The following is a 25,929-nucleotide window of genomic DNA, read 5'->3' on the forward strand; positions in this document are numbered from 1 at the left end:
ATAAGAAAGATGGTACGCCTGATATGAGATACAACTCCAATAAGCAGACATACGGAAATAGCTATTCCAGACCGAGCTATGGTGCCACAAATACAGATGTACAGTATCAGAGCGGTTACGAGCGGAATGGGACCTATGTTGAACCAAGTTTTCATACAAGACCAAATAATACCAATACAGACAATTGGAGCACAAGCGGGAACACAAATCCGATGACAGGGATTCAGGGAACAAGAGCGCGTGATTATTCGAACGACGCAACTAACTACGGTCAGAGTCAAACGATTCAAACAGGGCCACGTGGTGGACAGTATTACCAGAATAGCAATGGTAATCGTACTTACGTACCTAAGCAGCCATTTTAAGAAATAATATTAAAACAGAAATAGATACACTAAGTCTGGCTTTCCGCAGCTTCCACACTCAAAGCTATTTAATAAAGTGACCTCTAAACCAAATAAAATCTGGTTTAGAGGTCACTTTATTAGTTAATCGGGCTGTTTTTCAGATTCATCTCCAGATAATTGGTGTACTGCTGATACAACAGCAGCTGAGTACCGGCGCTGTAAGCAACCCCGTGGGCACCCGGCGGGTATATCCGTAAGTCAGCATCTTTACCCGCATCTTCGAGGGCGTTCATTAGCTGAAATGTGTTCCGAACGTGCACGTTCTCATCCATCGTTGAGTGGGCGATGAACATTTTTCCGGCCAGGTTCTTGGCATAAGACGTCACGGCACTGGCTTTGTACTTGGCCTCGTTTTCGGGAATCAGGCCCATATACCGCTCTGTATAAATGGAGTCGTATAATCGCCAGTCGGTTACGGGGGCGCCCACCAGCGAAACTTTGAATACGCCGGGATGGGTGAGCATGGTATAGCTGCTCATGTAGCCGCCATAGCTATGTCCCCGAATGGCCATCCGGTTGCCATCCACCCAGGGTTGTTTGGCCAGATAAGCAGCAGCTTCGGCAAAATCCAGGCTCTCGTATTTCCCTAACTGCTCATAAACGACTTTCTCGAATTCGCGGCCGTAGCCACCGCTGCCCCGGTTATTGACACCTACCACGATATAGCCCGTTTGCGCCAGCCACTGGTGCCAGCCCGTTGTCGCAAACTCGTTATACACCGACTGCGCCCCCGGCCCGCCGTAAATATCCATCACGACCGGGTACTTTTTAGTAGGATCAAAATCAACGGGTTTGATGATCGAAATGTCGATCTGCTGTCCGTCGGTCGTAGTAAAACTGGTTAACTCCTTAGGCGAATAACCATGACTGGCCACATAATCCGACACCTTTTTGTTGGTCTCCAGCGACTTGATCAACTGACCTTTAGTATCCCGCAATTCGACCTGAGTGGGCGTGGATATGTTCGAGTAGCGGTCAATGAAATACTGACCGTTGGGCGAAAAATTAACCGCGTGCTTTCCCGGTACGGTCGTTAACCGACGCTTGTTCTTGCCATCAACGTCAACAACAAACAACTGCCGCTCCAGGGGCGATGCTTCGGTCGAGGTGAAATACACTTTCTTCGTTTTTGGGTCGATGTGGTGTACGTAGCTTACCTCCCACTTGCCGCTCGTTACGGCATTGAGCAATTTGCCGGTATAATCGTAGCGGTACAGATGCGCAAATCCATCCCGATCCGATACCCAATAGAACTCCTGCACACTCGTTGGAAAGTAGATCAGGTGATTAATGCCCGCAAAGAAATCAAATACATCCACCCAGGTGTTTGATTTTTCTTCCAGGATCTGCCGGGCCTCACCGGTGCGCGCATTAGCCATGAACAGCCGCAAATGATTCTGCTTCCGGTTCAGGTGCATGAGTGCGAGTTGTCCTTCCTGCGAACTCCAGTAGATGCGGGGAATGTAGCCATCCCCTAACTCGACATTCATCCACTGCTTTGCTTTATTGGCGATTTCGATGACGCCAATGCGAACGGTCGGGTTTTTGTCGCCAACGCGGGGATATGGCAGTGAGTCGAACGTCTCGTCGAAGCCTTTGTAATCGGTCAGTTTATAGATGGGCACCTGCCGCTCATCGGATTGCCAGAAGGCAATGAACTTGCTGTCCGGCGACCAGTCCCAGGCCTGCGCCAAACCGAATTCCTCTTCGTAGGCCCAGCCAAAACGTCCGTTGTAAAAAGCGGCTTTCGCATCATTGGTCAGTTGGACTTCTTTCTGGGTAGCGAAATCAAATACGAACAGATTCCCGCCCCGCTCATAGCCGACCTTACTGCCGTCGGGTGCGAGTTCGGCAGTTTGGGCGTCTTTGGCAACCAGTTTCAGACTTTTGTCGGCCACCGCATACACGTAATAATCCGAAATACCCGACCGCCGATAGACGGGCCGGAAATTCGACTGAAACAGGATGTTCTTCGAATCTTTTGACCATTGAAACGAACCATAGGCAAAGGGCTTGTCGGTGCCGGGAAATTTCAACTGGCTACCATCAAAAACCACCTCTTCTTTCTGGTCTTTCGGCGAAAGCGTTTTGATGGTGCTCTGGCCGTCAATGAAGGAGAACTTGTTACCACCTTCGATCCAGTTGACCGAACGCGGCCCCGACGAGCCATTCAGTTGTCCCCCCGAAAAAATAGCCTGCTGAAGATTGGTGTATGGTTGTTTGGCCGACTGTGCCGTTGCCAGATGGGTAAACAGGATAGCTGCCCCAAGCAACCATCCGGATAGTTTGCGATTACTCATGAAGTATATAGAACGTATCAAAGAATCAAAGCTACTAAAATTTAGGATTTCATTTTTCAGATGAAAGTCCCTGACGGCTTCCCATACGGCCGCTGAATGTATTGGAGTCGAATAGTGGAGTAAGTAAAATAGGTGGAGTAAGTAAAATGAGTCAATTACTCACTTCACTTACTCCACCTATTTTACTTACTCCACTATTCGACTAATTCATTAAAACTTAACCGGCAATCCTGTTCGTGTCGATTCGTAAATAGCCTGGAAGAGGGCAACCACTTTGCGGCCTTCTTCGCCTGTTACGGCCGGGGCGCGACCTTCCCGGATGGCGTCGCAGAATTCGGCAATTTGCAGACCGAAGTAATAGACGGTAGCGTCGATGGTATTAAAGAAGGCGGTGTCTTCCTCAATAAATTTGGCGAGCAGGGTTTCTTCGCCGGGTACCGTCCAGAGATCATTGACGGGCGGGTCGGTGATGGTCGACATGCCGGCAATAAACAAAGCCCCGCCATCGGTCTGAACGCCCACCGAGGCACCGTTCTGGCCGTGTACGTGCACTTTCCCGAAAATGCCGGGCTTCTGTGAGTTGCTGACGATGATGTTCCCCAGACCGCCATTCTTGAATTTGACAATGGCCAGAGCCGTATCATCTACCTCAATGTATGGGTGGTTCAGGTTACGCCAGACACCGAATACTTCATCAACTTCGCCCATGTACCAGAGCAGCAGATCCAGTTGGTGGGGCGACTGGTTGACCAACACGCCACCGCCTTCGTCGGACCAGGTACCGCGCCAGGCGTCACTTTTGTAGTAGTTCTCATCCCGCCAGCCGAGCATCTGAATCGTACCGAGCACCGGCGACCCTATCTTTCCTGATTCGATAGCCTCCCGAATTCGCTGACTGGGCGCGTAGAATCGACGTTGGCTGATAACGCCCAGGTGGCGATTGTTGCGTTTGGCTGCTTCGAGCATGGCGTCGCAATCTTCCAGCGACGACGCCAGTGGTTTCTCAACCAGCACGTGCGAACCGGCGTTGAGAGCCGCTACGGTTGGCTCCCGGTGGCCAGGGTGCGTGGTACAAACCAGACAGAGGTCAACGTTCTCCCGGTCGACCATGTCGTAGACATCACTGTAGGCACGAATGCCGTACTGATTGGCGAAGTCTTCCGCTTTCTGATAGGTTCGGCCGTAAACAGCGACTAGTTCAGCGTTGGGTATTTCCAGAGCGGCTTTGGCGTGCAGGTGCGCCACTTTGCCGGGGCCAATAATGGCAATGCGAATGGGTTCAGGCATAATATCTAAAACGTCTTCCAACGAAATGTATTTTCGGCAAGTCTTCTACTCTAAACAAAGATTGAATTATGGGTGGCAAGAATTATTTCGGTACCAATAGCAATACTACGCCTTTTTGTCTAACATGCAGACGAAACTCAGCACATTTGACAGCATGAAAAGAATAGCCACTTTTCTACTATTTACCTCGATCGTATTTAACGCATTTGGGCAAACAGCTCCCCTGCCTGCTGTTCGGACAAAGCAAAATAAAATTGTCATGTACGTGGAAGGTGAACGCGGCAATTTTAATGGGATTGATAACTTACCCATAGAGTTTCCTTATGATTTTGGCACGAAGGCAGAGAGCACTCCTCTAAGCGTCGTTTCAGAACAGGACTCCATTGTGTTGTTGCTCAGGCATGGGACTCAAACTAATTTCGAGATTATCCGGCAGGAAAAAGGCGATACCATTCACTGCCATTTCACCAGCCATCCCTTTGTTAAGGCCGCTGTTTTTACAGATGCTTATAAAAAGGCTAATCAGGGGAAAACAATTGTCGACGTTCCCGAAGTGTATGAGCTGCTCAATATCATTTTCGCCCTTACGGATTACGGCAAGACCGATGCGATTTATAAGGAAACGGCCTATTATCCGGCCATGATGCGGCATTTTACACCATACAAAAACAGCCGTGCGGTGCAGATTTTCGACTCGTTGTTGCGGGCTTCAGGCGATCAGTATCATAACCTGAAAATGGATAGTTACGCCTTCCGCTTTCAGGGCGATAAGATCGTTAACGGTGGTGTGTATGATCGAATCAGTTGGGGCGAAGCAAATACACTATTACCCTACATTCCGCTGCTGGAACAATTTGCCAGCCAATCGACGTTTCGCTCCTTTTTTCGAAAACAGCAGCCCTACTATACCAGTCTGATCAATGACTTCAAGAAGAACGTGGACGTGGCAACCATGAAAACGTGGCTGGATAAGCAGTTTCCGACTACACGCTACTCCGCCGTCAAGATGATCTTTACGCCCCTGATCGGGTTTAACCAATCTGCAAATCGATTCGACGACAACGGCTTCACAGAGGCTCAGTGCCATGTCAATTATCCGTTCATCGGCCAGGACGAAACCAGCCAGCCCAGCGATGTGTTGCGTGGCCAGCGGATGGTCATTTCATTCACCGAACTGAATCATAATTACTTAAATCCTGAAGCCGATAAATACGCTAATGCTCTATACGCGGCCTTTAAAAATATGACCGATTGGACAACGGCAGGTACCCCGTCCAGCAACTACAATAATGCGATCTTGTGCTTTGAAGAGTACATGAACTATGGTCTTGTGACCCTCCTGTTCAACGATATCTTCGATGCCAAAACATTCGCCGTTCTTAACGAAACCATGTCATCAAAAATGGCCAGTAAGCGTGGATTCCGGCGATTCCAGGAGTTTGACCAGGAATTACTTCGATTGTATAGAAATAAAAAACCGGGCCAAACCGTTGCCGATCTGTACCCGGATATTATTGCATGGGCGGCTAAACAGTAAGTATAGATTACGGTCTCAACACAACCTTAATCAGGCCCTTCTCTTTGTTATAAAGTCGGTCAAACCAATCGGCTCCTTCAACAAGGGGAACCTCTGCGCTTAGAATAGCTTCGACATTCACGCGCCCGGACGAGATCAAAGCCAGTGCCGCTTCGTATTCACCGTTGATGGCACAGGAGCCCTGCAGCCGTAGCTGACGGGTAACGATGGCCTGCAAAGGCATCTCAACGGTTGGCGCCAGATTACCGACGAGGGTTACCGTAGCCCCTTTCCGAACACAGTCGATAGCAGTTTTGACGGTTGGCCCGGCTCCCACGACTTCAAAGGAGACATCGGCTCCGCGTCCATGGGTTAAATCCTGTACCTGCTTGGCAAGGTCAAGGCCCTGCTGCATACCTGCATTCAGGGTATGCGTGGCGCCAAGTTTTTGAGCCAGCGCCAGCCGGTCGTCGTCCAGGTCAATGGCAATGATGGTACCGCAGCCCGCCAGTTTCAGGACTTGAATAATGAACAGGCCGATCATGCCTGAGCCAACCACCACCGCCGAATCGTTGACCTGAATAGGCGTCAGGCTAACGGCATGGAGTGCCACGGCCACTGGCTCAACCAAAGCCGCCTGGGTAAAGCTGACATTATCAGGAACAGCATACAGAATATGCTGGGGTATGGCTACATACTCCGCAAACGCGCCATTACGCTTAAAATCGGGCGTCGATACGCCCACGACTTCGCGGCCATCGCTTAGGTTATATTGGCCCCGACGGCTGTACCAATCATCAAGCACATAAACTGTCGAATCGAAGGTGACCCGGTCGCCGGTGGCCCAGTTTTTCACGTCGCTGCCTACTTCGGCAATGATGCCGCTGGCTTCGTGGCCCATGACGATGGGCGGAATACGCCGACCACTGCTACCGTCCATGCCATGTACGTCGGAGCCGCAAATGCCAACGGCCTGTACGCGCACCAGCACTTCGTTGGGGCGGATGGACGGCTTGGGCACATCCTGAACATGTAGATGATTGTATTCGGTAAGAACGAGTGCTTTCATGTCGGTAGCGCAGGCGGAGACCCGCTTTTATTAAAAAATCGGTAGTGTTGGCTAAAAAAGCGGGTTTTTACAGGAACAGTCGACCGTCCGTGTTATTCACTGCTTCTGATAAATTCCGATGAATGCTTCGATTGGCATTCGTTCGGGGATATCATTTTTTAGACTCGGGTTGATTTCATAAGTTACAATTTCATCTATGAAATCAGGTATTTCACCAAAAAGCTTACTTGCAGACACCGATGTATATTTCTTTTTAACCTGCACCAAGCGCAAGTCCGGGTCTTTACCCCAAGCCACGTTGTCTCCTAGTACTAACTGAATTTTGGCCCAATCGTTAAAAAAGTATTCCTGTAGAAGCGGAATAATTCGGTCGCGGAAGACAACACAGAGATCAGCATGCGTTTCGACACGAGTTAGGTACGCATGCCCAATCTGATGATCGCGGTCGAGAAGGTATTCGATGCGTTCATTCATAGTCCGTAACATCTGGCCCAGATCAATACCGTCAATGGTACCCAGAACAGCAGGATCGGGCGCGATTTCGCGAAACGAAAACCGACGGCGGAGGGCAATATCCAGCAGGGCAATCGACTTATCGGTAGTGTTCATGGTGGCCACTACGAACAGATTCAACGGCACCCCGAACCGCTCCTGTGAATAGGGTAATGTGAGCCAGAGTTCGTTTTCGGCACCCAGCCGTTTATCACTTTCCAGGAGCGTAATCAGGTCCCCGAATACGCTGGCAACGTTGGCCCGGTTGATCTCGTCGATGAGCAGATAATGCGGAGCCGCTTTTTTGAACTTCTGCAAGCGAGTCTCCGGCGAATCATTCAGGCAATCGGCCAGCGTAGCATAACCCGCCTGTTGAATAGCCGTCATACAGGCTTTATAAAAAATACCCTTCCGAATCCGATAACTGATCTGCCCGTTGATGACTTCCGGACGAATACCTTCCACAAACTCTTCGTAGCTGTAGGCTGGGTGAAAGGTGATCAGGCTGGACTGGCTTTGTAAATACGGCTTCAACGCAAAAGTTTTACCCGTACCGGGTGGCCCGAACAAGATGAGGTTGTGCGGCTGACTAATCGGCTGCGGCCCGGCCTCGTATTCAGTCTCCGGCTCCTCGGCGGTGTAGTCGTTCGGTCGTGCATCGCCCAGCGTGGGATCGTCGGCGAGCCGGATCACTTCGCTCAGGAAGGCTTCATCTTCGGCGGCCCGGTACACATCGGCGTTATGCCGGGCCGAGTGCGGCCCCCGTTTGGTGCTCTCCACCAGTTCGAGCAGACAGTCTTCCCAGCAGGTTCGTAAAACGGGCTGATAGAGCAGATGCACGTTCGACTGCCCGACGATAGCCGCTACATAATCGGACTTTTCAGTAATGGGTTCAAACACCAGTTCTTCCAGAACTTTTAGCCGATCCTGGCAGGATTTCTTAACAGTTAGGTGGTATTCGACTTCGCCCTTACGCGGGCGCTGGATGCGTAACGCCTGAAAGTAGTTAATATGGGCCGTAATAGCGGCTTTCTCCTGCCGCACAACAAACGCCAAACGGGCATCGCCGTTTGGCAGGTTAACCATATCGATCAGCTCTTTCAACAACCCAAAAAATCGCCGGACAGCTTCGGGGTGACCAATGTCACGAATGCGTTCAATGAGGGGTTGCTGCTGGGTATCGGATAACACAGGAAAAAAGAAATTGTCGTTTACGAAGCTACGAAAATTTTAGTGTTTTGCGGACTTCGTTTCGCTACAGCCAAAATGGTTGTTGAGATAATCGATCGTGAGACGGCCTTTTTGAACGGGGGCGTTACTGTTTAAGGTGGCTGGCGCAGGCATTGGCCCGTGCCTTTTGATGAAGTCAGTATTTACTGACGTAAGCGAATGCTTGCTATATAAAAAAGCACGAGCTAATGCTCGCGCCAGCTACAGATACCAATTCCTACGCCAGATAGCTACCGATACTCACTACATCGGCGAACACGCCCGAGGCCGTTACCTCTGCCCCTGCGCCGGGGCCTTTGATCACCAAGGGCCGGTCTTTATAACGCTCCGTCGTGAACGAAACGATGTTGTCGGCACCGGTTAGCTGATAGAATGGATGCTCCACACCAACGGGCCGCAGGCCGATGGTCGCTTTGTTGTTCTCGAAACTGGCGACAAACCGCAGCTTTTCACCCTTCGTTTCGGCTTCGGCCAACAGGTTTTCGAAGTAATCGTTATTGCGTTCCAGCTCCTCGAAAAAGGCCGGGATGGTGGGCGCGGCCAGGCAGGATTCGGGCAGCAGGGTTTCGATGGTGACGTCTTCCGGCTCCAGCGGAAAACCGGCTTCACGCGCCAGAATCAGTATTTTACGAGCTACGTCCAGGCCGCTCAGGTCATCGCGCGGATCGGGTTCGGTGTAGCCTTTCTCTTTGGCCTCGCGTACTACATCGGCAAAGGAGATGCCGGGGCGAAAGGTGTTGAAGATGAACGACAGCGTACCCGACAGGATCGCTTCAATTTTCAGGAAACGGTCGCCCGCCGTCATTAGCCCCTGCACGGTGTTGATGATGGGCAAACCGGCCCCCACGTTGGTTTCGTAGAGGAACTTGACGCCCCGGTTCAGGGCTGTCCGCTGCAAACGACGGTATTCGCTGTACGGGCCGGAATTGGCTACTTTGTTCGGCGTTACCACCGAGATGTTGGCATCCAGCAGCGACTCGTAAAACTGCACAATGTCTTTATCGGAAGTGCAGTCGATGAAGACCGAGTTGGGCAGGTTGTAATCTTTGATCTTCTCGACAAAAGCTGGCAGGGACGTCGTGACGCCATCGGTCAGGAGCCGTTCGCGCCAACCGTCCAGCGAAATCCCTCTCGTGTCAAGCACCATCTTTTTGGTGTTGGTCATACCCACTACACAGACCTTCAGCAGCTTTTCTGAACGCAGGTATTCCGACTGGTTGTAAATTTGTTGCAGCAACGTTTTCCCGATCAGGCCCGTACCCACCAGATACAGGTTCAGCACGCGGGCTTCGGACTGGAAGAAAATGTTGTGCAGCGAATTGAGCGCTTTCGAGAGGTTATTCTTGTTGATAACCACCGAGATATTGATTTCCGACGACCCCTGCGCCACGGCCACGATGTTGACCCCGTTTTTACCAAGCACCGAAAACAGTTTCCCGGCAATACCGGAGCTTTTCTTCATGCCCTCTCCCACCGTCGCAATCACCGACAGGTCGCGCTCAATAGCGATGTTATCAATATGCCCATGGGCAATTTCGGTAGCGAACTCGGCGTCGAGAATGGTCTTCACATTCTCAGCCCCACGCGGGTCGATGGCGAAGCAGATGGAATGCTCCGACGAAGCCTGCGAGATCAGAATGACGCTGATCTTGTGAGCGGCCAACACGCCAAACAACTTGGCGGATACCCCGGCCACGCCGATCATACCGGAACCCTGCACGTTCACCAGCGCAATATCGTCGATACTCGAAATACCCGTTATGGTATACTGCCGCCGTTCGGCGGTGCGGCTCACGACGGTACCGTCGTGCGTTGGGTTGAAAGTATTCAACACCCGAACCGGAATGTTGCGGGCAAAAGCCGGTTGCAGACTCGGCGGGTAAATCACCTTCGCGCCAAAGTGCGACAGTTCCATCGCTTCGGCATAGGTGATGGTTGGAATATTGAAAGCATTGGGCACCTTGCGCGGGTCGGCAGTCATCATGCCGTCGACATCCGTCCAGATGTCGATCACCTTGGCGTTCAAGGCAGCGCCCAGAATGGAAGCCGTATAATCCGATCCACCCCGGCCGAGGGTTGTGGTTTCGTTTTTCTCTGTCGAGCCAATAAAACCCGTCACCATTTGAAGGTCAGACGTTTTGGCGAAATGCTCCTGAATGAGCTGGTTCGTCAGCGTATAGTTTACTTCGGCCTGCCCAAACTGAGCGTCGGTTTTAATGATCTTGCGGGCATCGCAGAACTGGGCCGGAATACCCCGGCTCTTCACACATTCGGTAATGATCGTGGTCGAAAGCCGTTCGCCAAAACTGGTGATAAGGTCGTGGGTGCGAAGGGTTAGTTCGCGAATGAGCGACACACCGCGCAGCAGATCTTCGAGTTCGTTGATAATGCCCCGGATATGGGCAAACACTTTGCTCTGTTCCTTTACAGGAAGCAGGGCCTTGATAACGTTAAAATGGCGGTCTTCAATCCGGCGCACCAGTTCCATATAATCGGTTTCACCCGTTGTGGCCATCCGCCCAATCTCGATAAGCTGGTTGGTGATGCCCCCCATCGCCGAAAACACGACCGCTATCTGGTCGCCGTTCTGCCGATGGTTTTCAATGATCTGGATAACCTGTTTGATACTGTCTACGGACCCAACAGAGGTGCCGCCAAATTTAAGAACCTGCATTACTAGAAAGCGAAAGAGTGAATGTGCGAAAGAGCGACTCCGCCGAAGAGGAGATGTCGCTATTCGCGAAATTTAATCAGGAAGCCGTTGATGATGGTGGTATTTGCAAGGCAAAGATAATACGGTGCGCTCATTTCCGGGCTTTCCTCAACAGAAAAGGCACCCCATAACGAGCGCCTTTTCTGTTGCCTGAACATCTTCCTGCAATTACGATGCCGTACTGAACGACCTGGTTTCGTTGATGGTGAGCAGCCCCAAACCAATTGTCAGAGCATCTTCGGCCAGCGCAACGACGGGATCAGGCAGGTCTTTTTCGTGGGTCAGCCAGTGGCGAAGATGGAAGAACGCAAAGCTGCCAACGGCCGCACCCACAGCCCCTAAAACAGCTCCATAGGCAACGGATTCGCCATCGGCTTCGGTTAAAGCCGCTCCGGATGCGGCTCCGGAAATCAGCCGAACGGGCAGCTGTGCCGGCGAAATACGGTCGGGTGCATTCGGCACTTTATCGCCGATCAGTTCACCCCCCGCCAGAACGGCCAGTGTTGTGGCGGCTTTGGACGACGTTAAAAAATGAAAAATCGAATCCGGCAATGGATTTATCGGGGCATGTGACAGTTTATGACTAACCAGGGCCGGTGCCGACATGGCACGCATACCGGCTACAATGCCGATTTGAAAGGCATTCAAGTACGTTCTGATCATGATTTCTTTTCGTTGAGTATAGGAGTCGAACCAGAACCGAGCGCCTTTGTTTCTATAACACGCCGATTCACCGGATCAGGCGTCATCAGGCGTCAACGGGGCTGGCTTCCTGTCGGCGTTCGGCCGCTGTCAGGTCCGTATATTTCCGGGCATCTTCGGGCAGACGCAGTATCCACCAGACCACAACAGCCGCCGAGAGTGCACAAAAGATGAACGGCGCTTTCAGACTCACCCCCGACAGCAGACTATTCACCAAAGCCGTGACAAAGCTGGCCAGCCCACCCAGGGCCTGAATATTGCCAAACATTTCGCCCTGACCGCCCCCTTCCCGGGTTATTTCGGACAGAATGCCGCCAATCAGGCCGCCAACCAGCGAAACCGTCAACGCATCAATACCGGCAACTACATACAGCAGCGTAACGGACGATTCTGAAAAACAATAACCGATCTGGACCACAATACTCAGCAGCACAAGCCCGATGATCGTTTTTCGCTTGTTGACGTGATCGACCATATAGCGGAAGAAGATCGTATTGGCCAGAAATGCCAGCGCGCCGAAATACAGGAAAAAGTGCGCAGTCTGCTCCGGTATCATGGCCAGATCGCTCTGGGTCAGAAACGCGACGAAAAAGGCGTAGTACCCGAAGCCGAGTGTTGCCAGCATATTCAGAATAAAGATCGGTTTCAGACCCGGCACCTGTTTATCGGCCTCCGTGAGCTGATTCCATATCGTTTTAACCTGTATCGCGCTGACCGCCTTATCCCGCAGTTCGCCGAAGTCGACCTCCTCGCGGGGTTTGTCGTTCGTCTCTTTAAAAACCAGTGCCAGCACAATATTCAGCCCGCTCAGGCAAAGGATCAGAATAACCAGCGGTAATGCATCGTGACGGGCCTCGCGCAGGCCCAGCACCAGTAGCGCGCCAAACATAGGACCAATAAACGGGCCGCCCCCTACTATGAAGCTCAGCATCCCCGAATATTTGATAAACTCGTCGCCCTTCACAATGTCCGCCATCGACGACCGCATCACAGCATAGAGCCCATTGGTAGCCCCCTTCGAGACCCTGTTGGCTACGTAACCCCACGCTTGCACAGGAAGCAGCAGAAGTGAGGATAGCAACGACGCTATCGTTGTGGTGATGACCGCCGGCCGACGGCCTTTTTTGTCGGACCAGTGCCCTATGGCGGGCGAGAACCCCAGCTGAACGGCCAGCATCAGAGCGGTTCCTCCCGTTAGCCAAATGGATTTAGCGGGTAGATCAATAACAAATTTAGTGAGCAACGCGCCCAGCGCACCGGCGGCCACAACATCAATCAGAACAATAGCAAAAATCAGCAGCAACCGACGGTCTTTACGCATACGTATGGCAATCAACAGGCAAAACCGGACACGTACTTAACCAACTTCCCGCATGTCCTGGATTGATGACCATAAAAACCGTGAATTGTTAGATAGCAAGTGGTATGAGACGACGATATATATAGATAATCCTACAAAAACCCATCAAACAGCAAGAGATGGAAATCAACTAACCCATTACCTAATGGATAGCAAAGGGTTTAGGTTTATCCACTTTTGAGCGTATGCCGCCTTCCCCCTTATCAAATTGACCAACCATCTGATAAATAAGTAATCGCAGCAGACAACCCGTCAGGTTTATTTTTTTAACGGGCACTCCTGATCAGAAAAAATGAAATATCACTGATAATCAGAATCTTAACTATCAGTCTATTACATATGTACAGTATAATCCTATCCCTATTTTACCATAAAATAAATCCAGAGGAAAAATGATGTCGTATGTCTATCGAACTGTCTGATAAACCAGAGGTTGTATTGACACACTTAAGTAGACACTGCATTTAATTAAATACGTTATGAACAAGCAACAGCACGAATCGGGCCTGAGCATGTTACCGGGTCAGCTGGAGACAGTACGGGTAGGACGCCGGTTATTTCTTCGCTATGCAGGCGCTTTTGCCGCCGGGGGCGCTATTCTGGCCTCCTGTAAGGAAGGAGAAGAAAACCCAACAACAGTAATGGCTCCGGTTGATTTAGGAACTGGCGACGTTGGTATTCTGAACTATGCCTACGCACTGGAACAGCTGGAAGCCGCCTTTTATACCCAGGTCCTTCTAACACCATACAGCGGGATGACGGATGCCGAAAAAACGATATTGTCCGACATTCGCGATCACGAGATTGTTCACCGCGAATTTTTCAAAGCAGCCATTCCGGAAGCCAACCGAATTGCCAATCTGGTCCCCAACTTCGCCAGCGTCAACTTCAGCGACCGGGCTAGTGTACTGGGCACCGCCAAAGCATTCGAAGATTTAGGCGTATCGGCTTATAACGGAGCGGGTCCGTTGATCACCAACGTACAATACCTGGCCCTGGCCGGCAAAATCGTTTCGGTAGAAGCGCGTCACGCAGCGGCTATCCGCGACTTGCTCAATCCAAAATCGGCTGATTTCGCCGGTGATGACGTTGTTGCGCCGACCACCGGACTCGATGCTGCCAACAGCCCATCTGTTGTGTTGCCCATTGCGCAGAAGTATGTAAAAACGACCATTACAGCCACCACACTTCCCAAGTAAACCCTACGCAACGCCATGAATCTATTTAAATTATTAGCCGATATTGAAAAGGCAGATCCCGAAGTTAGCGAACGCTTTAGCTTTTACTCGCGCCGGAATCTCCTCAAGTTTGGGTCAAATCTGGTAGCCGCCGGTATTCCAACACTGGTTGCCGCCAACCTGAACAAAGCCTTCGCTCAGGCCACAGCAGCCCCCTCGCAGGCCGCCATCGATGTTGCCAACTTTGCCCTCACGCTCGAATACCTGGAGGATGAATTTTACCGGATGGGGCTGTCAACGCCCGGTTTGATACCGGCCAGCGACCAGACGGTCATTAATCAGATCAGCAAACACGAAACGGCGCACGTTGCCCTGCTCAAAGGAGCACTGGGTGCCGCAGCCATCGCGAAGCCAACCTTTAAATACCCATCCGGGACATTCTCGACCTACGCTCAGTTCCTGTCCACGGCGCGTGTGCTGGAAGATACCGGCGTTCAGGCTTATAAAGGACAGGCGGGGAACCTGATCAACGACAAAGGCATTCTGCAGGTCGCTTTACAGATCCACTCCGTTGAAGCGCGGCACGCGTCGGAAATTCGCCGGATGTTGGGAATGAAGGGCTGGGTGTCTGATCCAACACAAACGACATTTACACAGGGTGGTGTTAATTTAAAAACACTGCCAAACGTAACCGGAATTACGGATGATAATCTCCGGGGAGCTTTCGACGAGCCATTAACCAAAGAGGTGGTTTTAGCGGCTGCGGCACCGTTCTTGGGGTAAAACTCATATATAGGGAGGCCGGGAAACCGGTAGGGTGACAGAAGGCATCGGGGATTTTCTCCGGTGCCTTTTTTTGGGGCCCTTTCCCATCCGTCGCTTTTTTTGTTGCTTGCAGGTAAATTCGCTCCTGCTAGCGGCATCTGTATGAAATTCGTCCGTATTCTGTTGAAAGTCCTGCTGGGACTGGTTGTCTTTATCCTTCTCTTTTTAGCGGTTAGCCTGGCCCCGGTCGATGAAACGCCCTACCAGCAAATGCCGTATTACACGCAGACCAAACAGCGCCTGGCTCAGCTCCCGGCCATACCGCCAGCGCAGGGGCCCCTGCGGGCGGGTTGGGCAAAAGCGAATATCACCCCGCCCTATTCCACCCCAACCGGCGGCTACGGTGCCCGACGCGGCAAGCACTGGCATGTTGTGGCCGACTCTATTTTTGCGCGGGCCATTGTGCTCGACAATGGTGGTACCAAAGTCGCGGTAGTTGGCCTCGACTTACTCATTACGCCCCCTACGGTGGTGGCAGAGCTGAAGAAAAGGCTGCCCGAAGTCGGGCTGCGCTGGGAGAACATCTACAGCGGAGCCATTCACTCGCACAACAGCATTGGCGGATGGGCCCCCGGTCTGGTGGGTCAGCTTATTGCGGGGGGCTATGATGAGAAACTCGTGACCCGTATTACCGATGGTGTTCTGAACGCCATTCGGGCTGCCCAGCAGAACATGGCTCCTGCTCAGGTCGGGTATGGCGAAACGGATGCCAGCGACCACATCTACAACCGAATTGGCTTTTCCGGCCCCACCGGTCCGCTCGACGGCACCGTTCACTTGTTGAAGATCAGGAAACAAACGGGCGAATCCGCACTGCTGTGTACCTTTTCGGGCCACGCTACGCTCTATGAAGATGCTATGTGGAATTACCTCAGCCGCGACTACCCCGGTTCGCTGGTCGACCGGCTGGAGAAGAAATCGGCTGATTTTGCGGTCTTCATGGCCGGAGCCGTTGGCAGCACCGGCCCGCAGGCACGGGGGAAGACCGACTTTCAGGAGATTCGGAATTACGCGGGTGATTTAGCTCTCCGTATTGAGCGGGCCATTCCCCGGATTCAGACACAATCTGATCGTTCACTGGCCATTCTTACCCTTCCCCTTGGCCTGCGCGAACCACACCCCCGCGTCATTGGAAACTGGCGCGTGCGGCCGTGGCTTTTTTATGCCATCTACGGCGATTACCCGTCCGACCTGAAAGCCCTGCGCATTGGCCAAACCGTTTTGCTCGGCACCCCCTGCGATTACTCAGGCGAGTTTGTGGCCGATTTCAAACCACTGGCAACCCAAAAAGGCGTTAACCTGATGATCACCAGCTTCGACGGTGGATACATTGGTTACGTAACCCCCGACAAATACTATAACCGCACGACGTATGAAACCCGCGACATGAATTGGTTCGGGCCTTACAACGGCGCTTATTTTGAGGAGATGATGATGGGGCTGTTAAAAAAAATGTAGAAACAAGGTAGGCACGTTTTCACAACCACATTAGCCAAAGCCATGTCGAATGCCGACGCATCAACGATTACTTGGAATTAAATCCCGAAAGCCGGGAAAAGGATAAATTTTACGACGCCCTGTAAGGCCATGCGTTTCATTCTGTTTCTTTCTGTTTTAGTCAGTCTGGTATCGGTTACCACCCGTACCGAACCCTCCGCCGTTATTCGCATCAATCTACTGGGTTATCGGCCGGACAGCCCGAAAATAGCCGTTTGGGGCAGTCTCACAGATGGATCAATAGACCGGTTCGAGCTTGTCGATGAGCAGACGGGCAAAGTTAGTCAGCAATTTTCGGCCGGACGGGCGTTTGGGGCGTATGGGCCGTTCAAACAATCGTACCGGCTCGACTTCTCGGCGTTTCGCAAGCCTGGCCGCTATTTTCTGCGAGCCGCCGATGGAACCCGGTCGCCGGGTTTCCGCCTTGACGACGATGTCTACGCGGGTGCCGCCGACTTTTGTCTGCGCTACATGCGTCAGCAGCGGAGTGGTTTCAATCCCTTTTTGAAGGACTCCTGTCACACGCACGATGGCTACACCATGTATGGCCCTATGCCCGACAGCACCCACATCGACGCATCGGGAGGCTGGCACGATGCATCTGATTACCTGCAATACGTAACCACTTCGGCCAATGCTACCTATCACCTGCTGGCCGCCCTCCGCGATTTCCCTTCCGCTTTTGGCGACCAGCACCAGCTGAATGGCCTGACAGGCAGCAATGGGCAGCCCGATGTGCTGGACGAAGCCCGCTGGGGCCTCGACTGGCTCCTGAAAATGCACCCCACTGATACGTGGCTCTTCAACCAGCTTGGTGATGACCGCGATCATACGAGCCTGCGTATTCCCAGGCTGGACAGTGTGTATGGTAAAGGGGCTGAACGTCCGGTGTATTTTGCTACAGGAAAGCCGCAGGGCCTGTTTAAATACAAAAACAGGGCAACGGGTGTTGCCTCTACAGCCGGCAAAGTCAGCAGCGCTCTGGCGCTGGGGTATCAGTTAACGCGTAAAAAAGACCCTGCATACGCCGGTAAGCTCTGGCAACGGGCACAGTCGGCCTATACGTTAGGGCTGGAAAAACCGGGAAATTGTCAGACGGCTCCCGGCCGGGCACCCTATTTTTACGAAGAAGACAACTACACCGACGACATGGAGCTGGCCACCGTCGAGCAGCTCAATGCAACGGGGGCCAAAGGTATACAGGCCACTCGGCTACAAGCAGCCGCTCTGGATTTTGCCCGGCAGGAACCGGTAACGCCCTGGATACTGAACGACACAGCTCGGCACTACCAGTGGTATCCATTCGTTAACATCGGCCATGCTGAACTGGCGAAACGGCTGCCCACCAACCGCCGGAAAACCGTTACCGATTATTACAAATCGGGTATCGAAACCATCTGGAAACGCGCTCGTCAGAATGCTTTCTATCGGGGCGTCCCGTTTACGTGGTGCAGCAACAACCTCACTACGTCATTCGCCACCCAATGTTTCTGGTATCGGCAGCTCACCGGCGACGATCAGTTTGCGGCCCTGGAGCAGGCAAATGTCGACTGGCTGTTTGGCTGTAATCCCTGGGGAACGAGTTTCGTGTATGGGCTGCCCGCCCACGCCGACACCCCTGCCGATCCGCACTCGGCCTTTACCCACCTGAAAAACTACCCCATCGACGGAGGCCTCGTCGATGGTCCTGTGCGCGGCAGTATCTATGGAAATTTAATTGGCATTACGCTGCACGAACCAGACGAGTATGCCGCTTTTCAGAGTACTGTAGCCGTATACCACGACGACTATGGCGACTACAGCACCAACGAACCAACCATGGACGGAACGGCGTCACTGATTTATCTACTGGCCGCCAAACATGCCGAAAAACACAAGCCGGTATCTAAATCCAGCTCGACAAAGACGACTAAATATCCGCTAAAGAAGGCAAGTTCGTTACCTAAAACGGACCTCAAATCAACCTATTTCAAAGGGGCCAAAATAAGGGGTGACACCGCGGTTCGGCGGCTGGCACTGGTATTTACCGGCGATGAGTTTGCGGATGGCGGTTTCAGTATTGCCCGGACCCTGCGAAAGCACCAGGTTCGGGCTTCGTTTTTTCTGACGGGTCGTTTTTTACGAAACCCCTCGTTTGCGTCGCTCATAAGACAGCTTCAACAGGATGGCAACTACCTGGGCCCCCATTCCGATCAGCACCTGCTGTATTGCGACTGGGTTAAACGCGATAGCCTGCTCGTTAGCCGTCAGCAATTTGTAGAGGATCTGCGGGCTAATTACGCTGCCCTTTCGGGTGTTTTGGGCGGGACGAATCAAACGCCATATCTTGGAGATATGGCATTTGATTCGTCCCGCCCAAAACGTCAAACCGTTAAACTTTTCCTACCGCCTTATGAATGGTATAACGACAGTATTGCGACCTGGGCGCAGGACGAAGGTATTCAGTTAATCAATTACACGCCCGGCACGCTGAGCCATGCTGATTACACCACGCCCCAGGACCGAAACTATCGAAGCAGTGCCACCATCCTGCAATCCATCCGTCACTACGAGCAGAAAAAACCATCCGGTTTAAACGGCTTTATCCTGCTCATGCACATTGGCACCTCGCCCAACCGCACCGACAAACTCTACGCACATCTGGACGAATTACTGACCGAACTTCGGCAGAAAAAGTACCAGTTTGTGCGTGTTGATGCGCTTTAAAAACAACTCAAAACCTTACGCATGAAAGTGTGTTGATATAGATACAGATCTGCAACGATTTTGCAGCAACCTGTTTACTCAACAAACGATCTCTTCTCATGCGTACGCTTCTGTTTTTCCTGGCTCTAAGCCTCTATAGCGCTGTTTCCTTCGCCCAAAGCGACTCATCCAAAAAGGTAGAGCGCACGCCCGTTCAGCAATCGCCCGTTCAAAGACAGGTAGCTATTCCGGGTGTCGATACGCCCATATCCGGTGGCGGCATGACGGCCCAAACCCCAAACAACCCGATCCCTCCCGTTCAGGACGATAAAAAACGGAAAACGATGCCGCCCAGCGACCCACGCGCCTTTGGCGTATCGGTACCGATTGGAAAAGCAAAACGGGATACGTTATAACTTGTACCCACGGGTTTCAACCCGTGTTTGCTGAATAAAACCATAAATAAGCAAACACGGGTTGAAACCCGTGGGTACAGGTCAGCTCGTTGGCTTATCGGGTAAGGGGGCCGATGCGTGAAACTCGGCGTAGATGCGGTGCATGTAGTCGTCGAGCAGCGTACGGATGCGCGACCGGTCTTCAGACTGGATAATCAGGCCAACGTGGTACTCGCGGTTCATGCGCCAGAAGATCTCCTGTTCGGTAAACACCGACAGATCGGGCCATTGCTGGCGGGCCAGCGACACGATCAATCCGGCATGGGAGCCGGTATCGACGGGGGGTACATAATGTTCTTTCCGGGCAATAGCGATTTCCAGTTTGGCCCACTCCCGCCAGAGGTTCACGCCCGATGCGGCCTCCACCATTTCGGCAATGTGAGCCCCACCCACGCGCGAGGCTGTTTCCAGAAAATACAGCTCCCCATCGTGATCTCCCCGAATATACTCGGAGTGCGACGCGCTGTAGCGCATGCCGAAAGCAGCCATCACCTGATCGTTGATCTGGCGCAGGGCATCGCTTTCCGGGGTATCTATTTCCAGCGTACCCGTTCGGAACACCCCACCGCCGTGGGCTACCTCCATGGGCGTGGCGAGGTACTGGCTCACGCGGGTAAACACCGCTTTTCCGTCAACCGACAGGGAGTCGACGTGGTAGACCTTGCCGGGTTTGAATTCTTCAATAAGATACGTATGGCGTTTGTCGCCCAGTAAATGAATGGCCGACCAGGCTTCATCCAGCGAATGAACCTTCCGGATGCCCGTCGCCGAGGCTTCCGAACGGGGTTTTATCAGCCAGGGAGCTTCGGTGGTTTGTAAAAAAGCGGTGACCGTTTCGTCGTGGAAGAGCGGACAGAAGGCCGGCACCCGGATACCCGCAGCAAAAGCCCGTGTTCGCATGGCCAATTTATCCCGAAAATAGCGTGAGGTCGTCTGCCCCATGCCGTCAATACGGAACGTTTCGCGGATGAGCGCGCCTTTTTCCACATCGAAATCATCGAGCGCCACCACCCGATCAATCCGCCGGGAGCGCATCGCATGAGCCAGCCCCACAATCATCTCCTCCAGTGCATCCGGCGCATTGCTGGGCGAGGGCAAAAAAAACATTTCGTCAATGCACTCCCGCGGCCAGGCCTCGTTTGCCAGTTTCTGGTCGGTCAACAGATAGACAGTGCTGCCCATTTCTTTGCAGGCCCGCATGAAATCCTGCCCCTTTAAAAAGGTGGCAATGCACAGAAAAGACAGTTGGCTCATACTTTCGTTTTTTCAAAATTTCAGAATTTTATATTCCACGTTTCAGGTTCGCCCACAACACCAGATCATCAGGTAGCCGGGAAGAAGTAGATATAGGAAACTTAGAACATAAACCGTTAAGTAGTGTTTGGCCAAAAAAGATACGGCCAAAAGCCTGAACAACGAATTTTCTTAGGCTTTTTCTGAAAGAATTGATTGTAAGTAGGAGACTAACAGGCGAATACCAAAGCCCGTTGCGTTCTTCTGCGAGCCAAATTCGGTGTCGGCAAAGGCCATACCCGCAATATCCAGGTGCGCCCAGGCGGGGTGTTTCTCCGAGAACACTTCCAGAAATTTGGCGGCACTAATGGCCCCGGCCACTGGCTTGCCGCTGTAGTTTTTCAGATCAGCTACGTCCGATTTTATATCCTCGCTGTATGCGTCCCAAACGGGCAGCCGCCAGAGTTGCTCACCGGTTTTATGGCCCGCTTCAATGAGTTTGGCCGCCAGCTCGTCGTTAGGCGTAAATAGACCGGCCGCGTGATAGCCCAGCGTGGCAATGACGCTACCGGTCAAGGTGGCCAGGTCGATCAGCACATCGGGCTGGTAATTGCGCACCATGTACCCCAGTCCATCGGCCAGAATAACCCGTCCTTCGGCGTCTGTGTCGATGATTTCGATGGTCTTTCCGGAATAGGCGGTCACTACATCACCGGGTTTGGTAGAGCGGCCATCCACTGAGTTTTCCGTTGCCGGTACGATCCCAATGACATGAATGGGCAGTTTCAGTTTGGCTACCACCTCCAGAGTGCCCAGTACGGCCGCGGCTCCGCCCATGTCACTTTTCATGAGGTGCATGCTGGCCGAGGTCTTGATGGACACGCCACCGGTATCGAAGGTAACGCCTTTGCCAACCAGCCCGATTTTGCGGGGATTCAAAACGCCTTCGGGTATGTATTCGGCAACGATCAATACGGGGGGTACATCACTCCCCTGACTGACACTCAGCAAAGCCCCTAATTTCTGGCGTTCCAGCTCGGCTTTGTCAAGGACCGTTACGGCATAGTTGAACTGCTTACCCGACTCAATAGCCCAGTTCGCCAGTGTCTGCGGATTTTTGTAATTGGCTGGCGCGTTCATCAAATCCAGCATCTGACGATGCGTTTCGGCCATGGCTTCGGCCTGTGTGAGGGCGTTCTGCGCAGCTTCCTGCTGATCGGGCTTTACATAAAGAGTCAACTCCCCCGCGTCGGAAAAGAAAACAGGGCCATCAGCTTTTTCTGTCTGGTACAATTTAAGGTCGTAGCCGCCCCAGCGAACACCCAGCACAACGCCCGACACGACAGACCCCTCAAACCCGCTCAGGTCGATGCTCAGTTGAGCAGGCAGTTTGCTTTTCTGGTCGAAGAAGAATTTACGGAACGTCCGTAACCAGTCTATTTCCTTCGGCTTTTCGCCAAGCCCCAGCAGGTATGTCTTTTGCCCATCCGGGCCATACACAGTCAGTGCCTCTTTCGCATCGGCGGTGAAATCGCGCTGCAGCACATCGGCCCGCAAACCCAGTTTTGGGGCAATTTGAGCCAGTTGGCTGTCCAGAGCGTCGGTCTCAACAATCGGAAGTATACGGTTGCCGGTGGCAGGCGATTGGGTCTGTAAGGTAATGTTCATGGTTAATGATAGTAGTTTTTCTGACGGACAGTGCCAGAAATTTAGTTTAGCGATCAGATGGCCTGAGCCAGACCGCACCGTTCACGCTGAAGGATAGGTCGAAGACCATCAATAAAACAGCCATTCCACGGCCCTGGGAAACTCGCGCCCCCAGTGGGCTTCCTGATGCAGGCCGGTGGGGTCTACAGACAGATGCATCTCAATGGAGTGTCCACCATAGTTCTGGCGGGCCAGCGCTTCTTTGAATCGCTCGATATTAGGAACCATGTATTTTGATTCCTGTTCACCGCCATAGGTGTAGATCTTCATGGGTACCGGCGACTGAAAGCGAATGGCGTCGAAATATATTTTGGGCGATATCCAGAGAGAAGGCGAAAAAACCATCAGCCGCCCGAAGGTATCGGGATGCAGGAGGCCGGCATAAATGCTGATCAGGCCACCCAGTGAACTCCCGCCCACGCCGGTATGCGTGGCATCGGGCAGGGTTCGAAAGCGGGCGTCGATAAGCGGCTTTACGGTATGGCGAAGGAAATCCAGGTAGTACTGCCCTCTGCCCATCCCGGCCCTCGTTTGGTGGAAGGTAAACTCCCGAATGCGCTCGTCGTTGGCATGATCGATAGAAACCAGGATAACTTCATGATGATGACGACCGGCCAGCACGGCCATGCGCTGATCGACCTCCCAGCTTCCATAGCCGGCTCCACCCCCAAACAGATTTTGCCCATCGTGCAGATACAAAACAGGGTATCGCTTATCAGAATCGGCATAATCATGGGGCAGCAATACATGTACCCGGCGGGAAGCGCCCAGTCTGGTGGCGTCGAATGAATCGCCGAGCAGTTCTATCTTGGGTAAAAAATCGGGGTTGTAGGGCATGCCGTACCACCGCCAGTGAGGCACGTAATCCTGTTTTATCCGTTCGGCCAACGACACCGTACGATTAAGTACACCTTCGCCCGAAGCGCTCAGTTCAACGTGTTCCCACCCGCCCCGTGTGTATTTGTATTCCAGTAGGTCGGGAAGGTTAACCTCCGGGGGAAACTCGTAGATGAACAGCCCATCCCCGACAGACTCCATCCGAAACAAGTCCACATCCGGAAACCAGTCACAGAAATTACCCGACACAAATACCGGTCGGTCGTCTGTGATATGCGTTCTCAATTCTAAACGTAAAGATGAAGCCATACGTACAGAATCGAATCGGAGGGCGAGTTGGTTCAGCCTCCTATCAGGAAAGTTAGGCTAACAGAAACGGGCATCGGCTGACGATCAGGCTAAGGCCCACTGTTCGGTCAGGCCTTTCACCAGCGTCACCAACTGATTGTAGTTGGCGGGTTTGGTCATAAATTGATTGGCTCCCAGGGCCATGCTCCGCTGATGGTCGGTCGCATCTGAGGAGGTCGTCAGCATCACAACCGGCAAATGAGCAAACGTTGGCGTGTTCCGTAGCTGTTTCAGCGTATCGAACCCATTTTGGCGATTCATATTAATGTCCAGCAGAATCAGCTGGGGCAGCTTACTGCACGCTGCCAGTTTCGGCAACAGCTGATCGCCATCCGCCAGTGTCAATACACTGATTGGCTGATGCGTATCCGCAAAGGCAGAACGAATAAAAAGACGGTCGTCTTCATCATCATCAACAACCCAAACGGTTGATGCATCCAGATGCCCAAAGCCCGTAGGTGAGTGAAAAGCCATGACGAATACTTAAAATACGGTTTACGATAGGTTAAAGCACCCGTTGATTCGGGCGTTAAGAGACATGAAAAGAAGAGTAGTTGAGAGACTATAACGTGATTCTTCCGGCACAACGTGTATACGTAGTTTAACCCGAAATCAATTTTTTACTGCTGGCAAAACAACGATTAATGTAGATTCAAATATAAAATTTTTGTTTTTAAAAAACCACTCTTTAGTAATCTAATTAACAATTTTTCAACAAAATTATCCACTTTCTCGTACTATTTTGACCAATCATACACCAAAAGTAGTGAATTAGGCATACATGACTACAAAGCTATTTAAAAAAATTCTAAATAATATATTAGAACTGGTCTAATTAAGGCATATCTTTGTGGAAATATTCCAAATAAGACAGGCTTCAAATGTTACCTTCTACTACATTAATCAACCGATGCTTATTCATCACCCTCCTTGCCGCCAGTTTATCTGCGTGTAAAGAAAGTGAGAACCCAACAACCGTTACTCCGCAGCTTCGCAAATCTGTTGAGTACGCCAAACTCACTGACACGACAACGTATGCGAATTTTTTCGTCGACAATGCGGGGGCAAAAACGGTTGATCTGGCAAACGGCGCCAATCGTTTGCTGATGTTTCGGGCTATCAATACCTATAACGGAACGGCAGTAGGAACGGGAGCGACACTAGATGCGAATGTCTTGAAAAACATGTTTGCAAATACCGGAAGCCCCTTTTCAGGTACGGCCAATACAGGATTGAATACATCGGGCGTGCAGCTCCGAAATGTAACGGCCTCGTCGCTGCCGGCAGCAGATGCCGAAAAAGAGCGGCTAACGATCGAAGCCGGTTTTCCTAAGATTGCAACCGCCAGCCAGTCAGTATCAGCGGTGGCTTCGGAGGGAAAAGCCGGGAAACTGGGCACTTACCTGGTCGACGAGCAAGGCATCGAATGGGGCCAGATTATTCAAAAAGGGCTGATCGGTGCTTTTCAAATGGACTACATCGGCAATGTTCTGCTGAGCGACAAAAACCTGTCGTTGGATAACACGACGCTGGTAACGGGCAAAAACTACACCCAGCTTGAGCAAAACTGGGATGAGGTGTATGGCATTCTTACCGCCAACCCAATCTATGGTGCCAAAGCCACGGCGACCTCGTCGGGCGAAAGCTTTATCGGCTCTTATCTCTGGGAATACAATAAAGAAGACTTTCCAAAACTTTATGCAGCTCTGCTGAAGGGTCGGGCAGCCATCGTGAACAACGATACGCAAACCCTGAAAGAACAGGCGGCTTTCATTCATCAGGCTATGGAAAAAGCCGTTGCCAATGCGGCTTTAGGTTATCTGGGCAAATGGAAAACGGCGGGTACCAATACAGCGGCTGCCGCTCACGCCATCGGCGAAGGACTGGGTTTTATCTATTCCCTGCGGTACGCCAAACTCAACAAAGCCGATGCCGCTTTTTCCGACGCGGTTCTGGCCGGACTCATCTCCGCCCCCAATGGTTTCTGGGGTCTGACCAACGCCAAGATCGATGCCGCTTCGACAGCCATCCGGACCAAATTCAATATGCCTCTCTAAGCTTGGCTTAACGGGCCGTTTTTCCTTCATC

Annotated in this window: 18 protein-coding genes; 7 read left to right on the plus strand and 11 right to left on the minus strand. The window is 52.1% G+C overall.

The genetic code is table 11. The features are described from left to right. Positions 1-484: 484 nt before the first annotated feature. Together ACYVK4_RS02200 and ACYVK4_RS02205 are read right to left on the minus strand one after the other, a co-directional pair. Positions 485-2,707 (minus strand): S9 family peptidase, encoded by a 2,223-nt coding sequence (locus ACYVK4_RS02200; RefSeq protein WP_461125850.1) that lies wholly within the window; start codon positions 2,705-2,707, stop codon positions 485-487. A 210-nt stretch (positions 2,708-2,917) separates the two neighbouring features. Further along, positions 2,918-3,994: a Gfo/Idh/MocA family protein gene (locus ACYVK4_RS02205; protein ID WP_461125851.1), complete on the minus strand. Its 1,077-nt coding sequence runs from the start codon at positions 3,992-3,994 to the stop codon at positions 2,918-2,920. Positions 3,995-4,148: 154 nt separating this feature from the next. Between ACYVK4_RS02205 and ACYVK4_RS02210 the strand changes: the two genes are divergently transcribed. Next, the gene (locus tag ACYVK4_RS02210; protein ID WP_461125852.1) at positions 4,149-5,531 is read left to right on the plus strand and encodes a DUF4932 domain-containing protein; all 1,383 of its coding nucleotides are present in this window, start codon (positions 4,149-4,151) and stop codon (positions 5,529-5,531) included. A 7-nt stretch (positions 5,532-5,538) separates the two neighbouring features. On the opposite strand, the gene ACYVK4_RS02215 is transcribed toward ACYVK4_RS02210, so the two are convergent. The 5 genes from ACYVK4_RS02215 to ACYVK4_RS02235 form a co-directional block, all read right to left on the minus strand. After that, positions 5,539-6,579, minus strand: coding sequence for a galactitol-1-phosphate 5-dehydrogenase (locus ACYVK4_RS02215; RefSeq protein ID WP_461125853.1), 1,041 nt, complete (start codon positions 6,577-6,579; stop codon positions 5,539-5,541). Between the two features lie 96 nt (positions 6,580-6,675). Then, positions 6,676-8,262, minus strand: coding sequence for an McrB family protein (locus ACYVK4_RS02220; protein ID WP_461125854.1), 1,587 nt, complete (start codon positions 8,260-8,262; stop codon positions 6,676-6,678). 256 nt (positions 8,263-8,518) lie between these two features. After that, positions 8,519-10,975, minus strand: coding sequence for a bifunctional aspartate kinase/homoserine dehydrogenase I (gene thrA, locus ACYVK4_RS02225; protein ID WP_461125855.1), 2,457 nt, complete (start codon positions 10,973-10,975; stop codon positions 8,519-8,521). Between the two features lie 207 nt (positions 10,976-11,182). Continuing rightward, positions 11,183-11,677 carry a DUF4126 family protein gene (locus ACYVK4_RS02230; RefSeq protein WP_461125856.1) on the minus strand — a complete coding sequence of 165 codons (495 nt, stop codon included), beginning with the start codon at positions 11,675-11,677 and terminating at the stop codon, positions 11,183-11,185. An 85-nt stretch (positions 11,678-11,762) separates the two neighbouring features. Next, complete coding sequence (locus tag ACYVK4_RS02235) at positions 11,763-13,037, minus strand: MFS transporter (RefSeq protein WP_461125857.1); 1,275 nt, start codon at positions 13,035-13,037, stop codon at positions 11,763-11,765. Positions 13,038-13,555: 518 nt separating this feature from the next. On the opposite strand from ACYVK4_RS02235, the gene ACYVK4_RS02240 reads away from it, so the two are divergent. The 5 genes from ACYVK4_RS02240 to ACYVK4_RS02260 all read left to right on the plus strand — a co-directional run bounded on the left by ACYVK4_RS02240 (position 13,556) and on the right by ACYVK4_RS02260 (position 19,677). After that, positions 13,556-14,275, plus strand: a complete 720-nt coding sequence (locus ACYVK4_RS02240; protein ID WP_461125858.1) for a ferritin-like domain-containing protein — start codon at positions 13,556-13,558, stop codon at positions 14,273-14,275. A gap of 15 nt (positions 14,276-14,290) precedes the next feature. After that, on the plus strand, positions 14,291-15,037 hold the full coding sequence (locus ACYVK4_RS02245) for a ferritin-like domain-containing protein (protein WP_461125859.1): 747 nt from the start codon (positions 14,291-14,293) through the stop codon (positions 15,035-15,037). A gap of 144 nt (positions 15,038-15,181) precedes the next feature. Next, positions 15,182-16,537 (plus strand): neutral/alkaline non-lysosomal ceramidase N-terminal domain-containing protein, encoded by a 1,356-nt coding sequence (locus tag ACYVK4_RS02250; protein ID WP_461125860.1) that lies wholly within the window; start codon positions 15,182-15,184, stop codon positions 16,535-16,537. A gap of 129 nt (positions 16,538-16,666) precedes the next feature. After that, positions 16,667-19,282 (plus strand): glycoside hydrolase family 9 protein, encoded by a 2,616-nt coding sequence (locus ACYVK4_RS02255; RefSeq protein ID WP_461125861.1) that lies wholly within the window; start codon positions 16,667-16,669, stop codon positions 19,280-19,282. Positions 19,283-19,380: 98 nt separating this feature from the next. Next, positions 19,381-19,677, plus strand: coding sequence for a hypothetical protein (locus ACYVK4_RS02260; RefSeq protein ID WP_461125862.1), 297 nt, complete (start codon positions 19,381-19,383; stop codon positions 19,675-19,677). A gap of 81 nt (positions 19,678-19,758) precedes the next feature. On the opposite strand, the gene ACYVK4_RS02265 is transcribed toward ACYVK4_RS02260, so the two are convergent. From ACYVK4_RS02265 to ACYVK4_RS02280, 4 genes are all read right to left on the minus strand, one after another. After that, a complete protein-coding gene (locus ACYVK4_RS02265; RefSeq protein ID WP_461125863.1) occupies positions 19,759-20,970 on the minus strand; it encodes an ATP-grasp domain-containing protein in 1,212 nt (403 codons plus the stop codon). A gap of 171 nt (positions 20,971-21,141) precedes the next feature. Continuing rightward, positions 21,142-22,617, minus strand: coding sequence for a leucyl aminopeptidase family protein (locus tag ACYVK4_RS02270; RefSeq protein WP_461125864.1), 1,476 nt, complete (start codon positions 22,615-22,617; stop codon positions 21,142-21,144). Positions 22,618-22,725: 108 nt separating this feature from the next. After that, positions 22,726-23,802, minus strand: coding sequence for an alpha/beta hydrolase (locus ACYVK4_RS02275; RefSeq protein ID WP_461125865.1), 1,077 nt, complete (start codon positions 23,800-23,802; stop codon positions 22,726-22,728). A gap of 84 nt (positions 23,803-23,886) precedes the next feature. Next, a complete protein-coding gene (locus ACYVK4_RS02280) occupies positions 23,887-24,315 on the minus strand; it encodes a response regulator (protein ID WP_461125866.1) in 429 nt (142 codons plus the stop codon). 407 nt (positions 24,316-24,722) lie between these two features. Here ACYVK4_RS02280 and ACYVK4_RS02285 point away from each other — a divergent pair, with 407 nt between their 5' ends. Further along, a complete protein-coding gene (locus ACYVK4_RS02285; RefSeq protein WP_461125867.1) occupies positions 24,723-25,898 on the plus strand; it encodes a DUF4856 domain-containing protein in 1,176 nt (391 codons plus the stop codon). Positions 25,899-25,929: the final 31 nt, after the last annotated feature.

It is taken from the genome of Spirosoma aerophilum, from assembly GCF_054782495.1.

What these genes read in the sequence shown, in the direction of transcription:
- ACYVK4_RS02205 (WP_461125851.1), bottom strand. Translation starts at nt 3,994, where the DNA reads ATGCCTGAACCCATTCGCATTGCCATTATTGGCCCCGGCAAAGTGGCG.
- thrA (WP_461125855.1), bottom strand. Translation starts at nt 10,975, where the DNA reads ATGCAGGTTCTTAAATTTGGCGGCACCTCTGTTGGGTCCGTAGACAGT.
- ACYVK4_RS02280 (WP_461125866.1), bottom strand. Translation starts at nt 24,315, where the DNA reads ATGGCTTTTCACTCACCTACGGGCTTTGGGCATCTGGATGCATCAACC.
- ACYVK4_RS02245 (WP_461125859.1), top strand. Translation starts at nt 14,291, where the DNA reads ATGAATCTATTTAAATTATTAGCCGATATTGAAAAGGCAGATCCCGAA.
- ACYVK4_RS02255 (WP_461125861.1), top strand. Translation starts at nt 16,667, where the DNA reads ATGCGTTTCATTCTGTTTCTTTCTGTTTTAGTCAGTCTGGTATCGGTT.
- ACYVK4_RS02235 (WP_461125857.1), bottom strand. Translation starts at nt 13,037, where the DNA reads ATGCGTAAAGACCGTCGGTTGCTGCTGATTTTTGCTATTGTTCTGATT.
- ACYVK4_RS02215 (WP_461125853.1), bottom strand. Translation starts at nt 6,579, where the DNA reads ATGAAAGCACTCGTTCTTACCGAATACAATCATCTACATGTTCAGGAT.
- ACYVK4_RS02230 (WP_461125856.1), bottom strand. Translation starts at nt 11,677, where the DNA reads ATGATCAGAACGTACTTGAATGCCTTTCAAATCGGCATTGTAGCCGGT.
- ACYVK4_RS02250 (WP_461125860.1), top strand. Translation starts at nt 15,182, where the DNA reads ATGAAATTCGTCCGTATTCTGTTGAAAGTCCTGCTGGGACTGGTTGTC.
- ACYVK4_RS02210 (WP_461125852.1), top strand. Translation starts at nt 4,149, where the DNA reads ATGAAAAGAATAGCCACTTTTCTACTATTTACCTCGATCGTATTTAAC.
- ACYVK4_RS02265 (WP_461125863.1), bottom strand. Translation starts at nt 20,970, where the DNA reads ATGAGCCAACTGTCTTTTCTGTGCATTGCCACCTTTTTAAAGGGGCAG.
- ACYVK4_RS02200 (WP_461125850.1), bottom strand. Translation starts at nt 2,707, where the DNA reads ATGAGTAATCGCAAACTATCCGGATGGTTGCTTGGGGCAGCTATCCTG.
- ACYVK4_RS02275 (WP_461125865.1), bottom strand. Translation starts at nt 23,802, where the DNA reads ATGGCTTCATCTTTACGTTTAGAATTGAGAACGCATATCACAGACGAC.
- ACYVK4_RS02260 (WP_461125862.1), top strand. Translation starts at nt 19,381, where the DNA reads ATGCGTACGCTTCTGTTTTTCCTGGCTCTAAGCCTCTATAGCGCTGTT.
- ACYVK4_RS02240 (WP_461125858.1), top strand. Translation starts at nt 13,556, where the DNA reads ATGAACAAGCAACAGCACGAATCGGGCCTGAGCATGTTACCGGGTCAG.
- ACYVK4_RS02270 (WP_461125864.1), bottom strand. Translation starts at nt 22,617, where the DNA reads ATGAACATTACCTTACAGACCCAATCGCCTGCCACCGGCAACCGTATA.
- ACYVK4_RS02285 (WP_461125867.1), top strand. Translation starts at nt 24,723, where the DNA reads ATGTTACCTTCTACTACATTAATCAACCGATGCTTATTCATCACCCTC.